The following is a 13,160-nucleotide window of genomic DNA, read 5'->3' as shown; positions in this document are numbered from 1 at the left end:
TCCCGGGGTTCAGGGCTGCGAGCCCTGGGCAGGGCGCGGAGGGGCCTGCGGACGGCGGGCCCGCCACGACGACGGAGAGGACGACGATGCAGGCGACCCTCGTGGTGCTGGGCGGGACGGGTGACCTCACCGGCCGCCTCCTCCTCCCGGGGCTGGCCCAGCTGGTCCAGGCAGATGCGCTCGACGGCGACGTCGACGTGCTGGCGGTGGGCCGGGACGACTGGTCGGAGCAGGAGTACCGGGAGTGGGCACGCGCCCGGCTCGCCGAGCACGCCACGCACGTGCCCGAGGAGGCCCAGGGCCGTCTGGTCGACCGGCTGGGCTACCAGCGCGGCGACGTCACCGCCCCCGATGACCTGCGGCAGGTGCTGGCCCGCGTGCCGGGCCGCCCGGTGGTCTACCTGGCCCTGCCGAACACCGTCTTCCTCCCCACCCTGGAGGCGCTGACCGAGGTCGAGCTGCCCGAGGGGACGACGATCGCCGTGGAGAAGCCCTTCGGCCGCGACGAGGCCGACGCCCGGCAGCTCAACGCCGTCCTGCACCGGCTGGTCCCGGAGGAGCGCGCGTTCCGCACGGACCACTTCCTGGCCAAGCAGACCGTGCTCAACGTCCTGGGGCTGCGCTTCGCCAACCGGCTGTTCGAGCCGGTGTGGAACGCCTCGCACGTCGACCGGGTCGAGATCGTCTTCGACGAGACGCTGGGCCTGGAGGGGCGCGCCGGCTACTACGACACGGCGGGCGCACTGCGGGACATGCTGCAGAACCACCTGCTCCAGCAGCTGGCCCTCGTGGCGATGGAGCCGCCGAACGCGGTCGACGGCGCCAGCCTGTCCGCCCGCAAGGCCGACGTCCTGCGGGCGGTCCGCCCCCCGGCCGACATGGCCCGGGACACCGTGCGCGGGCGGTACACCGCCGGGACCGTCCAGGGCCGGGAGCTGCCCGACTACACCAGCGAGGAGGGCGTCGACCCGGCGCGGGAGACCGAGACCCACGCCGAGTTCACCGTGACGATCGACAACTGGCGCTGGGCGGGCGTGCCGTTCCGGCTGCGCAGCGGGAAGGCGCTGGGCGCGGGCCGGCGGGAGATCGCCATCTGGTTCAAGCCCGTGCCGCACCTGGCCTTCGGCGACCAGCAGCTCCAGCCGGACGTGCTGCGCCTGGGCCTCGACCCCGACCACGTCACGCTGGAGCTGAACCTCAACGGGGCCGGCGAGCCGTTCGACCTCGAGCGCCGCGCCCTGGACATCGGCCTGCCCCCGAACGACCTGTCGGCCTACGGGCTGCTGCTGCGGGAGGTGCTGGCCGGGGACTCCACCCTGTCCATCAGCGACGTGGAGGCCGAGCAGTCCTGGCGCATCGTCGAGCCGATCCTGGCCGCCTGGTCGGCGGGTGAGGTGCCGCTGCGGGAGTACCCGGCCGGGTCGGCCGGCCCCGACCACGGCTGAGCCGCCCCTACGTCGGGGGCTCCAGCAGGAACAGCCGGTGGACCACCTCCGACCAGGCGGCCCGGACCTCCGCGGGCCGGTCGGCGACGAGGTCCCGGATGCAGGCGAGGACCTCGCGCCCCTCGCTGACGACCCCCTGGAAGGCCAGGCCGAACACCAGGGACCGGATCTCGTCGAGCGGCAGGCCGGCATCGAGCAACGGCTGGACGACCCACTGGTGATCGTCCCGGGCGAGCGACTCCACACCAGACGTTCGCCGGCAGGTGCCGGGTCGGATGCAGACGCGCCGGGACCGGCGGCAGCTCGCCGGTCCCGCGCACGTAGCGTGAAGGGCATGAGCCGCTCTCGCCGCGACCCCGGCACCCCTCCGGCACTGGCCCCCAACGGCCTGCGGGTCGTCGCCCTCGGTGGCCTGGGTGAGATCGGCCGCAACATGACCGTCTTCGAGCACGCCGGCAAGCTGCTGATCGTCGACTGCGGCGTGCTCTTCCCCGAGGAGCACCAGCCCGGGATCGACGTGATCCTCCCGGACTTCACCTCCATCCGGGACCGGCTGGACGACATCGTGGCCGTCGTCCTGACGCACGGGCACGAGGACCACATCGGCGGCGTCCCGTACCTGCTGCGGGAGCGGCGGGACATCCCCGTCATCGGGTCGAAGCTGACGCTGGCCTTCATCGAGGCCAAGCTCAAGGAACACAAGATAACCCCGGTGACCGAGCAGGTCGCGGAGGGCGACGAACTGCGGCTCGGCCCCTTCGACCTGGAGTTCCTGGCGGTCAACCACTCCATCCCCGACGCGCTCGCCGTGGCCATCCGCACCGCGGCCGGCCTCGTGCTGCACACCGGCGACTTCAAGATGGACCAGTTCCCGCTGGACCAGCGGATCACCGACCTGCGCGGCTTCGCCCGGCTCGGCGAGGAGGGCGTCGACCTCTTCCTCACCGACTCCACCAACGCCGACGTCCCCGGCTTCACCACGTCGGAGGGCGAGCTCACCCCGGCGATCGACACGGTCTTCCGGACCGCCCCCAAGCGGGTCATCGTCTCCAGCTTCGCCAGCCACGTGCACCGCATCCAGCAGGTGCTCGACGCCGCGCACGAGCACGGCCGCAAGGTCGCCTTCGTCGGCCGGTCGATGGTCCGGAACATGGGGATCGCCCGCGACCTGGGGTACCTGCGGGTGCCCAAGGGCCTGGTGGTCGACATGAAGGTGCTGGAGAAGCTGCCCGCCGACCAGGTGTGCCTGGTCTGCACCGGCTCCCAGGGCGAACCGATGGCGGCGCTGTCCCGGATGGCCAACCGCGACCACGTCATCCGGATCTCCGAGGGCGACACGGTGCTGCTGGCCAGCTCGCTGATCCCGGGCAACGAGAACGCCATCTACCGGATCATCAACGAGTTCACCCGGATCGGCGCCAACGTCGTCCACAAGGGCAACGCCAAGGTGCACGTCTCCGGGCACGCCAGCGCCGGCGAGCTCGTGTACTGCTACAACATCGTCAAGCCGCGCAACGTCATGCCGGTGCACGGGGAGGCGCGGCACCTGCGGGCCAACGCCGACCTGGCGATCCGCACCGGCGTCGACCCGAGCCGGGTCGTCATCGCCGAGGACGGCTCCGTGATCGACCTGGTCGACGGCCGGGTCTCGATCACCGGCAAGGTGTCCGCCGGCAACGTCTACGTCGACGGCTCGACCGTCGGCGGCGCGACCGAGGCCTCGCTGAAGGACCGGCGCACCCTCGCGGAGGAGGGCGTGATCACCGTCGTGGCGATCGTCGACGCCAACACCGGGCAGCTCGTGGAGGCCCCTGACTTCCTGGCCCGCGGCTTCGTCCACGAGGCCGAGTCCTTCGACGCCGCGGTGCCGTTGATCGAGCGGGAGCTGGCCCGCGCGGCGGCCGACGGGGTCAAGGACGCCGCCCAGCTGGAGTCGCTGATCGCCAAGGCCGTCGGCAACTGGGCGAACCGGTCCCACCGCCGCACCCCGATGATCATCCCGGTGGTCATCGACGCCTGACGGGTCGTCGGCCCGGGCCCCTCTGGCGAGCCACCAGAACGGCCCGGGCCTCGACAGGTGCTGAGCCCCCGGGCCGGCACACCGGTTCGCGCCGGGCGGTCGGGCACCCGTGTCGAATGGACTCTTCCTTCACGTAAGGGTTATGTTGTGGAGGACCACGACGGCCGCACGGCCGTCTGATCCGGATCGCTGCCGCTCCGGGCGCCTCGATGGCCGGCCCGAGTTGCCGACCTCCCCCACATCGCCGTGGTCCCCGGGTGCGCTGCGCACCCCTCCTCGCCCTGCGGTCCCCACCGGGACCGTCTCACCTGCGCCTCCACGGCGCCCGACCGGAAGACGGTGGCATGCCCTCACCCCTCCCGGTGCTGCCCAGGCCGCACCTCACCCGCCCGACCTGGCTCTCCCCGGACGTCGCCCGCACCGAGGTCCTCGCCGGGATCGTCGTGGCCCTCGCGTTGATCCCCGAGGCGATCAGCTTCTCCATCCTGGCCGGGGTCGACCCCCGCGTCGGCCTGTTCTCCTCCTTCGTCATGGCCGTGGTGATCTCCTTCACCGGCGGCCGGCCCGCCATGATCACCGCTGCCACCGGGGCGATCGCGCTCGTGGTCGCACCGCTGGCGCTGCAGTACGGCGTCGAGTACCTGCTCGCCGCCGTCGTGCTGGGCGGCGTGTTCCAGGTGCTCCTGGGCCTGTCCGGCTTCGCCCGGCTGATGCGGTTCATCCCACGCAGCGTGATGGTCGGCTTCGTCAACGCGCTGGCCATCCTGATCTTCACCGCGCAGCTGCCGTACCTCACCGACGTGTCCTGGCTCGTCTACCCGATGGTCGCCGCCGGCCTGGCGATCATCTTCCTGCTGCCCCGGGTGACCACCGCGATCCCGGCCCCGCTGGTGTCGATCGTGGTGCTCACCGGGCTCACCGTCGCGGCCGCCCTGACCGTGCCGAACGTGGGCGACCAGGGCGAGCTGCCCGACAGCCTGCCGTTCTTCGGCATCCCGGACCTGCCGCTCACCTGGGAGACGCTGACGATCATCGCCCCCTACGCGTTGGGCGTCGCCTTCGTCGGGCTGATGGAGTCGCTGATGACGGCGAAGCTCGTCGACGACCTCACCGACACCGCCTCGAACAAGACCCGCGAGTCCTGGGGCCAGGGTGTCGCGAACATCGCCTCCGGGTTCTTCGGCGGCATGGGTGGCTGCGCGATGATCGGCCAGACGATGATCAACGTGAAGTCCGGCGCCCGCACCCGGCTGTCGACCTTCCTGTCCGGCGTCTTCCTGCTGGTCCTGGTCGTCGTCCTGGGTGACATCGTGGCGCTCATCCCGATGGCCGCCCTGGTCGCCGTGATGATCTTCGTGGCGATCGCGACCTTCGACTGGCACAGCCTGCGCACCATCCACACGATGCCCCGCAGCGAAACGATCGTGATGGTCTCAACCGTGGCGGTCACCCTGATCACCCACAACCTGGCCATCGGCGTCGCCGTCGGCGTGCTGGTCGCCTGCGTGCTCTTCGCCCGCCGGGTCGCCCACCTCGTCGAGGTCACCAGCGTCACCGACCCGGACGGCGACACCCGGGTCGACTCGGTCCACGGGGCGCTCTTCTTCGCCTCCAGCAACGACCTGTACACCCAGTTCGACTACGCCGGCGATCCCGGGAACGTCGTGATCGACCTGTCCGGCGCCCACGTCTGGGACGCCTCCACGGTCGCCGCCCTGGACGCCATCACACACAAGTACGCGACCCGCGGGAAGCGGGTGGAGGTCATCGGGCTCGAGGGGCACTCCGCCTCCCGCTACGAGCGGCACAGCGGGCAGCTCACCGGCGCGCACTGACCAGCGCACCGCCGGCGGCGCGGCCTGATGGTCGCTGTGACCAACCACCCGTCGCGGTGACGCAACAACTACCTCACGTCAGGTTAGATTGACCCGGGCGTTCGCGCGGAGGAGCCCGCGCCCGGGTCGCTGCCGACCTGCGGCCGATGCCCTCCCGGCCCCCGGTGCACCGCCGCACCACCCCTCGTAGGCACGCGCTCGCGCGGACCCCCGCGCCGACGGCGCACGACCCGAAGACGGTGGCATGTCCCTCCCGACCACACTCTCCGCACCCGGCCGCCCCGCGTGGCTGGCGCCGAAGGTGGCCCGCACCGAGGTGCTCGCCGGCCTCGTGGTGGCCCTGGCGCTGATCCCCGAGGCGATCAGCTTCTCCATCATCGCCGGGGTCGACCCCCGGGTCGGGCTCTTCGCCTCGTTCACGATGGCGGTGGTGATCGCCTTCACGGGTGGCCGGCCAGCCATGATCAGCGCCGCCACCGGGGCGATCGCGCTGGTCATCGCCCCGCTGGTGCGTGACCACGGGCTGGAGTACCTGCTGGCCGCCGTCGTCCTCGGCGGGGTGTTCCAGGTGCTGCTGGGCCTGGCCGGCTTCGCCCGGTTGATGCGGTTCGTGCCGCGCAGCGTCATGGTCGGCTTCGTCAACGCGCTGGCGATCCTGATCTTCATGGCGCAGCTGCCGTACCTGGTCGACGTGTCCTGGCTGGTCTACCCGATGGTGGCCGCCGGGCTGGCGATCATCTTCCTGCTCCCGCGGCTGAGCAGCGTCGTCCCGGCCCCGCTGGTGTCGATCGTGGTGCTCACCGGGCTGACCGTGGCGGTCGGCCTGACCGTGCCGAACGTGGGCGACCAGGGCGAGCTGCCCGACAACCTGCCGCTGTTCGGCATCCCGGACCTGCCGTTCACCTGGGAGACGCTGACGATCATCGCGCCCTACGCCCTCGGCGTGGCGTTCGTCGGGCTGATGGAGTCCCTGCTGACGGCCAAGCTGGTCGACGACCTGACCGACACCCACTCGGACAAGACCCGCGAGTCCTGGGGTCAGGGCGTGGCCAACATCGTCACCGGCTTCTTCGGCGGCATGGGCGGCTGCGCGATGATCGGCCAGACGATGATCAACGTGCGCTCCGGCGCCCGCACCCGGCTGTCGACCTTCCTCGCCGGGGTGTTCCTGCTGGTCCTGGTCGTCGTCCTGGGCGACATCGTGGCGATCATCCCGATGGCCGCGCTCGTGGCCGTGATGATCTTCGTGTCGATCGCGACCTTCGACTGGCACAGCCTGCGCACCATCCACCGGATGCCGCGCAGCGAGACCGTCGTGATGCTCTCCACCGTCGCGGTCACCCTCGTCACGCACAACCTCGCCATCGGCGTCGGCGTCGGCGTGCTGGTCGCCTGTGTGCTCTTCGCCCGCCGGGTGGCCCACCTCGTCGAGGTCACCAGCACGACCAGCCCCGACGGGACGACGCGCTTCTACGCCGTCCACGGCGCGCTGTTCTTCGCCTCCAGCAACGACCTCTACCAGCAGTTCGACTACGCCGACGACCCCGCCGACGTCGTCATCGACCTGTCCGGCGCCCAGGTCTGGGACGCCTCCACCGTCGCCACCCTGGACGCGATCACGCACAAGTACGAGACGCGCGGCAAGACCGTGCAGATCGTGGGGCTGAGCGAGCACTCGGCCGACCGCTACGAGCGGCACACCGGCCAGCTGGCCGGGGGGCACTGAGGTGGCCGGGCACGGCGAGCTGATGCAGATCGGCCAGGTGGCCGAGCGGATCGGGCTGAGCCTGCGGACCATCCGGTTCTACGAGGAGAACGGGCTCGTCGTCCCCACGAGCCGCACCGAGGGGGGCTTCCGGCTCTACAGCGAGGCCGACGTCGCCCGCTTCGAGGTGATCAAGCGGATGAAGCCGCTCGGCTTCTCGCTGGAGGAGATGCAGGAGCTGCTCAGCCTGCTGCACGACCTCGAGCACGGCACGGGCGACCGCGAGCAGCTGCTGACCCGGCTGCGCGCGTTCCACGAGGCGGCCACGGCCCGGGTCGCCGCGCTGCGCGACCAGCTGGCCGTCGCCGAGGGGTTCGCCGGCACGCTGGCCGACCGGCTGGAGACCCACCGCTAGGACGCGACACGGGTCACCCGCCCCGGCTTTGCATGGTCATACAGTGCAATGCATACTCGTGTCCATGTCCAAGGTGCTCACGTCCCTGCCCGTCGGCGAACGCGTCGGCATCGCCTTCTCCGGCGGCCTCGACACCTCCGTCGCGGTGGCCTGGATGCGCGAGAAGGGCGCCGTGCCCTGCACCTACACCGCGGACATCGGCCAGGCCGACGAGCCCGACATCGGCTCGGTGCCCGGCCGCGCCAGCGCCTACGGCGCCGAGCTCGCCCGGCTGGTCGACTGCCGGGCCGCCCTGGTCGAGGAGGGGCTCGCGGCGCTGACCTGCGGCGCCTTCCACATCCGCTCCGGCGGCCGCAGCTACTTCAACACCACCCCGCTCGGCCGCGCGGTCACCGGCACCCTGCTGGTGCGGGCGATGCTGGCCGACGGCGTCCAGATCTGGGGCGACGGGTCGACCTACAAGGGCAACGACATCGAGCGGTTCTACCGCTACGGCCTGCTGGCCAACCCCGGGCTGCGGATCTACAAGCCGTGGCTGGACGCCGACTTCGTGACCGAGCTCGGGGGCCGCAAGGAGATGTCGGAGTGGCTGGTCGCCCACGGCCTGCCCTACCGGGACAGTGCGGAGAAGGCCTACTCCACCGACGCCAACATCTGGGGCGCGACGCACGAGGCCAAGACCCTCGAGCACCTCGACACCGGCATCGAGACCGTCGAGCCGATCATGGGCGTGAAGTTCTGGGACCCGGCGGTCGAGATCGCCGCCGAGGACGTCACGATCGGCTTCGAGTACGGCCGGCCGGTGACGATCGACGGCAAGGAGTTCGCCACCCCGGTCGACCTGGTGCTGGAGGCCAACGCGATCGGTGGGCGGCACGGCCTGGGCATGTCCGACCAGATCGAGAACCGGATCATCGAGGCGAAGAGCCGGGGCATCTACGAGGCGCCGGGGATGGCCCTGCTGCACGCGGCGTACGAGCGGCTGGTCAACGCCATCCACAACGAGGACACTCTGGCCACGTACCACTCCGAGGGCCGTCGGCTGGGCCGGCTGATGTACGAGGGCCGCTGGCTGGACCCGCAGGCGATGATGCTGCGCGAGTCGCTGCAGCGCTGGGTCGGCATGGCGGTCAGCGGTGAGGTCACGCTCCGGCTGCGGCGCGGCGAGGACTACTCGGTGCTGGACACCTCCGGCCCGGCCTTCAGCTACCACCCGGACAAGCTGTCCATGGAGCGCACCCAGGACTCCGCCTTCGGGCCGGTCGACCGGATCGGCCAGCTGACCATGCGCAACCTGGACATCGCCGACTCGCGGGCCAAGCTGGAGCAGTACGCCCGGATGGGCATGGTCGGCGGCGCCACCCCGACGTCCATCGGGGCAGCCCAGGCCGCCTCGACCGGGCTGATCGACGCCACCCAGCAGGGCGGCGCCGAGGCGATCGCCTCGCGCGGCCGGGTCTCCGAGCACGACGAGCTGCTGGACCGCGCGGCGATGGAGGCCGGCACCGACTGACCCGGCCCTGGGAGACTCAGGGCGTGCCCTCCGCCCGCTGCCCGTGCGGCACCGGCCTGTCCTACGCCGAGTGCTGCGGCCGGCTGCACGCGGGCCCGGCGACCGCGGCGACGGCCGAGCAGCTGATGCGCTCGCGCTACAGCGCCTTCGCGGTCGGGGACGCCGGGTACCTGCTGAGCACCTGGCACTCCAGCACCCGCCCCCGCACCCTCGACCTCGACCCCGCGGTGCGCTGGACCGGGTTGGAGGTGCTGGCCACCACCGGCGGCACCCTGCTGGCACCGGAGGGCACGGTGGAGTTCCGGGCCCACCACCGCGCCGGCGGGGTGCGCGGAGCCCAGCACGAGCACAGCCGGTTCGCCCGCGAGGACGGCCAGTGGCGCTACGTCGACGGGGTCTCGCTGGACTGAGCGCCGGATGCTCCACGTGGAACATCCGCCCCGACCGACGTCCCGACGCCCGGCACTGCTTGGGTGGGTCCCGGCGACCCCGCCCATCCCCAGCCCCGGGAGGCCCCGATGCCGCACCTGCTGCACCTCGACTCGTCCGCCGATCCGCGCACCTCCGCCTCCCGCGAGGTCACCGCCGCCTTCGTCCGGGGCTGGCAGGACCGTGGCGCGGAGTTCACCGTGGCCTCCCGGGACCTGCAGGCCGACCCGCCGCCGCACCTGCCCGACGCCGCCCTGCACTGGACCCCCCGGCTGCGCACGCCCGAGGAGGTCGTCGACCCGGCCGCCGAGGCGCAGCAGCACGTCTACCTCGATGAGCTGCTGGCCGCCGACGTCCTGCTGGTCGGCGCCCCGATGTACAACTGGTCGCTGCCCTCCACGCTCAAGGCCTGGCTCGACCACGTGCACGTGCTGGGCGCGACGGTGCCCTTCGGCGACTACGAGGCCCGACCACTGGCCGGGCGGCACGCCGTCATCGTCTCCAGCCGGGGGGCGAGCTACGACGCCGGCGGCGAGCAGGCCAGCTGGGACCACACCGTGCCGCCGCTGGAGCTGGTGCTCGGGCGCTCCTTCGGCATGACGGTCTCGGTCATCACCCTGCAGCTGACCCTGGCCGACCGGGTCCCGGCGATGGCCGACCTGCGTGAACGCGCCGCCGCCGAGGCCGACGCCGCCCGCAGCTTCGCCGAGGAGCTCGCCGAGCGCATCGTCCCCTGACCGGTCACCCGATCGGCGGACACCCGGGGCGGGATTCGCCCGTCCGCCGGGGACACGCCAGTCCGCGGCCACCCACCGGACACCTCGGCCGCTGACGCTGGCGGCGTCCGGGCCTCGTCCAGGGGCCTCCCGACACCCGAGGTGTCGCCGTGACCGCAGCTGTGACCACAGCCCTGCCGGCCTCCCGCCGCAGCTACACCACCGCCCTGGCCACCCACGCCGACGACGTCGCCGCCGCCCAGCGGCTCCGCTGGAGCGTGTTCGCCCAGGAGGGCGGCGCCCTGCTGGCCCCCTCGGCCGCCGCCCTCGAACGGGACGTCGACGAGTGGGACGAGCTCTGCGACCACCTGCTGGTGCGGGACGTGGCGACCGGCGAGGTCGTCGGCACCTACCGGCTGCTGCCGCCCGAGCGGGCCGCGGCCGCCGGCCGCAGCTACGGCGACGGCGAGTTCGACCTCTCCCGCCACGCCGCCCTGCGCCCCGGGCTGGTCGAGGCCGGCCGCAGCTGCGTGCACCCCGACCACCGCACCGGCACCGTGATCACCGCGCTCTGGGCCGGCGTCCTCCGCTACGTGCTGGAGCGCGGCGCCACCCACCTGGCCGGCTGCGCCTCCGTCCCACTGACCGACGGCGGCGCCACCGTCGCCGGGGTCTGGGAGGCGGTGCGCACCCGGCACCTCGCCTCCGCAGACCTCCGGGTGGTGCCGCACCTGCCCTTCGACGTCATGGCGCCACCGCAGCCGGAGCGCCTGGTGGTGCCCCCACTGCTCCGGGCGTACCTGAAGCTGGGCGCCCGGGTGTGCGGCCGCCCCGCCTACGACCCCGCGTTCGGCACCGCCGACCTGTACGTCCTCCTGGCCGTCGCCGACATCCCCGACCGGGTGCTCGCCCGGCTGCTCGGCGACGACCGATGAGCTGGCTGCCGGTCTCCGCCTGCACCACCGCCTGCGCGGCGGACCCCGTCCCGACCGTGGACGCCGCGACGCGACGGCGCCGCTGGCTCCGCCTGGGCGTCGCGTTCGCCGGCACCGGGGCGGCCGCGCTGCGGGCGCCGTGGACCGGCGCACGGGGCCGCCGGCGGCTGGTCGTGTGCGCCGCGGCTAGGGTGCTCACCGCCGCCGGGGTGCGGGTCGAGGTCACCGCGCCGTCCGCGGCCTGGCCGCGGGCAGGTGCCGGGCGCGGCCCGGGCCACCTGGTGGTCAGCAACCACGTCTCCTGGGTCGACGACCTCGCGATGCTCACCGTGGTCCCGGGGGTGCCCGTCGCCAAGCGCGAGGTGGGCGACTGGCCGGTCCTCGGTGGCCTGGCGCGCCGTACCGGCGTCGTCCTGCTCGACCGGGCACGCATCCGGACCCTCCCGGCCGCGGTCGCCCAGGCCGCGGGCCTGCTGCGGTCCGGCACGGCGGTGACCGTCCACCCGGAGGGGACGACGGCGTGCGGGGTGGAGCTCGGCCGCTTCCGCCCGGCCTTCTTCCAGGCCGCCGTGGACGCCGCGGCACCGGTCTGCCCCGTCGCCGTCCGGTACCGGGTCGACGGCGGCACCCCCACCGCGGTCGCCGGCTACCTGGCCGACGAGCCGCTGTGGCGCAGCATCGCCCGGGTGGTCGCCGTCCGCGGCCTGGTGGTGGAGGTGCACCTGCTGCCGGCACTCGACCCGGCCGGCGCCGACCGCCGGGAGCTGGCCGCGCTCGCCGAGTACGCCGTCGCGGCGGTCACCGAGGCCCGGCGGCCCGTCGTCGCGGCCCACCCGCGCCGGCCGCGGGTACCCGCCCGCCGGCTGCCGGTCCGCCGCCCCACGGGCATCCCGCCCCACCCCGGAGCAGCGCGTGTTGCGTGAGGACGTCGACGTCGCACCGGCGGACGCCGTCGCGCACGTGGACATCGCGCTGCCCGCGCCGGTCGTGGCCCCGACGCCGTCCGGCGGCGTGGGCATGCGGGTCGCGGTGGTCGCCGAGACCTTCCTGCCCGCCGTCAACGGGGTGGTCAACTCGGTGCTGCGGCTGGTCGACCACCTCGCCGTCCGCGGCCACGACCCGGTGGTGGTGGCCCCGTCCGGCGCCGGCTACGAGTCCCGCTGCGGCGCCTGGGTGGACGTCGCCACCGTGCCGTCGATGCGCCTGCCCGGCTACCGGCAGCTCTCCGTGGCGCGCCCGGTCAGGGACCTGACCGAGGTGCTCCGCCGGCTGGCCCCCGACGTCGTCCACCTGGCCTCCCCCGCCGTCCTCGGCCTGGCGGCGGCCCGGGCCGCACGCGCGCTCGGGGTGCCGTCGGTCGCGGTGTTCCAGACGGACCTGGCCGCCTACGCCGAGCGCTATCGCCTGCCCGGCGGCCCGGCGGCGGCCTGGCGGTACCTGCGCTCGGTGCACGAGACCGCCGACCTCACCCTGGCCCCGTCCACGGCGAGCCTGGCGATGCTGGCCCGGCACGGGATCGGCCCGGTCACGCTGTGGCGGCGGGGCGTCGACCTCGACCAGTTCGCCCCGTGGCACGGCGACCCCGGCCTGCACCGCGAGCTGGCGCCGGCCGGGGAGCTGCTGGTGGGCGTGGTCGCCCGGCTGGCGGTGGAGAAGCGGCTGGAGCTGCTGGCCCCGCTCAGCGAGCTGCCCGGGGTCCGGCTGGTCGTCGTCGGCGACGGGCCACAGCGCCGGCAGCTGGCCCGCCGGATGCCGCGCGCCCACTTCCTCGGCCAGCTCGGTGGGGCAGAGCTCGGCGCCGTCGTCGCCTCGCTGGACCTCTTCGTGCACCCCGGGGCCGACGAGACCTTCTGCCAGGCGGTGCAGGAGGCGCTGGCCGCGGGTGTCCCGGCGGTCGTGGCCGCCTCGGGCGGCCCACTGGACCTGGTCCGGCACGGGCAGAACGGCTGGCTCTGGGCCGGGGACGACCCCCATCTGCTGGCTGCCATGGTCGCCGGACTGCGCGACGACCCGGCCGCGCTCCGCGCCGCCGCCGACCGCGCCCGGCCGTCGGTGGAGGAACGGACCTGGGGCCGGATCGGGGACGAGCTGATCGGCCACCTCCGGCACGTGCGCGCACGGGTCGGCGCACCCTGACGACCGGCTGG

The 13,160-nt window shown here is 73.5% G+C and carries 12 protein-coding genes; 11 read left to right on the top strand and 1 reads right to left on the bottom strand.

Annotated elements, in window-relative coordinates; genetic code table 11:
* The first annotated feature begins 86 nt into the window (after window positions 1-86).
* On the top strand, window positions 87-1,445 hold the full coding sequence (locus O2W53_RS07890; RefSeq protein ID WP_269162481.1) for a glucose-6-phosphate dehydrogenase: 1,359 nt from the start codon (window positions 87-89) through the stop codon (window positions 1,443-1,445).
* Window positions 1,446-1,452: 7 nt separating this feature from the next.
* Here O2W53_RS07890 and O2W53_RS07885 read toward each other — a convergent pair whose 3' ends face one another.
* Complete coding sequence (locus O2W53_RS07885) at window positions 1,453-1,689, bottom strand: hypothetical protein (RefSeq protein WP_269162479.1); 237 nt, start codon at window positions 1,687-1,689, stop codon at window positions 1,453-1,455.
* A gap of 90 nt (window positions 1,690-1,779) precedes the next feature.
* Here O2W53_RS07885 and O2W53_RS07880 point away from each other — a divergent pair, with 90 nt between their 5' ends.
* From O2W53_RS07880 to O2W53_RS07835, 10 genes are all read left to right on the top strand, one after another.
* Window positions 1,780-3,465 carry a ribonuclease J gene (locus O2W53_RS07880; RefSeq protein WP_269162478.1) on the top strand — a complete coding sequence of 562 codons (1,686 nt, stop codon included), beginning with the start codon at window positions 1,780-1,782 and terminating at the stop codon, window positions 3,463-3,465.
* Between the two features lie 344 nt (window positions 3,466-3,809).
* Window positions 3,810-5,300, top strand: a complete 1,491-nt coding sequence (locus O2W53_RS07875; RefSeq protein WP_269162476.1) for a SulP family inorganic anion transporter — start codon at window positions 3,810-3,812, stop codon at window positions 5,298-5,300.
* A gap of 244 nt (window positions 5,301-5,544) precedes the next feature.
* Window positions 5,545-7,026 carry a SulP family inorganic anion transporter gene (locus O2W53_RS07870; RefSeq protein WP_269162475.1) on the top strand — a complete coding sequence of 494 codons (1,482 nt, stop codon included), beginning with the start codon at window positions 5,545-5,547 and terminating at the stop codon, window positions 7,024-7,026.
* A gap of 1 nt (window position 7,027) precedes the next feature.
* Window positions 7,028-7,420, top strand: coding sequence for a MerR family transcriptional regulator (locus O2W53_RS07865; protein ID WP_269162474.1), 393 nt, complete (start codon window positions 7,028-7,030; stop codon window positions 7,418-7,420).
* Between the two features lie 64 nt (window positions 7,421-7,484).
* The gene (gene argG, locus O2W53_RS07860; RefSeq protein ID WP_269162473.1) at window positions 7,485-8,933 is read left to right on the top strand and encodes an argininosuccinate synthase; all 1,449 of its coding nucleotides are present in this window, start codon (window positions 7,485-7,487) and stop codon (window positions 8,931-8,933) included.
* A gap of 23 nt (window positions 8,934-8,956) precedes the next feature.
* Entirely contained in the window at window positions 8,957-9,343 is a 387-nt protein-coding gene (locus O2W53_RS07855; RefSeq protein WP_269162472.1) for a YchJ family protein, read from the top strand.
* A 108-nt stretch (window positions 9,344-9,451) separates the two neighbouring features.
* Window positions 9,452-10,099 (top strand): FMN-dependent NADH-azoreductase, encoded by a 648-nt coding sequence (locus O2W53_RS07850; protein ID WP_269162470.1) that lies wholly within the window; start codon window positions 9,452-9,454, stop codon window positions 10,097-10,099.
* A 149-nt stretch (window positions 10,100-10,248) separates the two neighbouring features.
* Window positions 10,249-11,013, top strand: coding sequence for a GNAT family N-acetyltransferase (locus O2W53_RS07845; RefSeq protein WP_269162468.1), 765 nt, complete (start codon window positions 10,249-10,251; stop codon window positions 11,011-11,013).
* Window positions 11,010-11,936 (top strand): lysophospholipid acyltransferase family protein, encoded by a 927-nt coding sequence (locus O2W53_RS07840; protein ID WP_269162466.1) that lies wholly within the window; start codon window positions 11,010-11,012, stop codon window positions 11,934-11,936. The genes O2W53_RS07845 and O2W53_RS07840 overlap by 4 nt, the downstream gene beginning before the upstream one ends.
* A complete protein-coding gene (locus O2W53_RS07835) occupies window positions 11,926-13,149 on the top strand; it encodes a glycosyltransferase (protein WP_269162465.1) in 1,224 nt (407 codons plus the stop codon). Before O2W53_RS07840 ends, O2W53_RS07835 begins: the two co-directional genes overlap by 11 nt.
* The last annotated feature ends 11 nt before the right edge of the window (window positions 13,150-13,160 follow it).

Source organism: Modestobacter sp. VKM Ac-2978 (genome assembly GCF_026968025.1).
Taxonomy (GTDB): Bacteria; Actinomycetota; Actinomycetes; order Mycobacteriales; family Geodermatophilaceae; genus Modestobacter.
Note: the sequence above shows the minus strand (reverse complement) of the source record. Positions and strands in the feature narration are given on the sequence as shown.

Coding starts and splice junctions, on each gene's coding strand:
- O2W53_RS07890 (WP_269162481.1), top strand. CDS start 87: ATGCAGGCGACCCTCGTGGTGCTGGGCGGGACGGGTGACCTCACCGGC.
- O2W53_RS07880 (WP_269162478.1), top strand. CDS start 1,780: ATGAGCCGCTCTCGCCGCGACCCCGGCACCCCTCCGGCACTGGCCCCC.
- O2W53_RS07875 (WP_269162476.1), top strand. CDS start 3,810: ATGCCCTCACCCCTCCCGGTGCTGCCCAGGCCGCACCTCACCCGCCCG.
- O2W53_RS07870 (WP_269162475.1), top strand. CDS start 5,545: ATGTCCCTCCCGACCACACTCTCCGCACCCGGCCGCCCCGCGTGGCTG.
- argG (WP_269162473.1), top strand. CDS start 7,485: ATGTCCAAGGTGCTCACGTCCCTGCCCGTCGGCGAACGCGTCGGCATC.
- O2W53_RS07850 (WP_269162470.1), top strand. CDS start 9,452: ATGCCGCACCTGCTGCACCTCGACTCGTCCGCCGATCCGCGCACCTCC.
- O2W53_RS07840 (WP_269162466.1), top strand. CDS start 11,010: ATGAGCTGGCTGCCGGTCTCCGCCTGCACCACCGCCTGCGCGGCGGAC.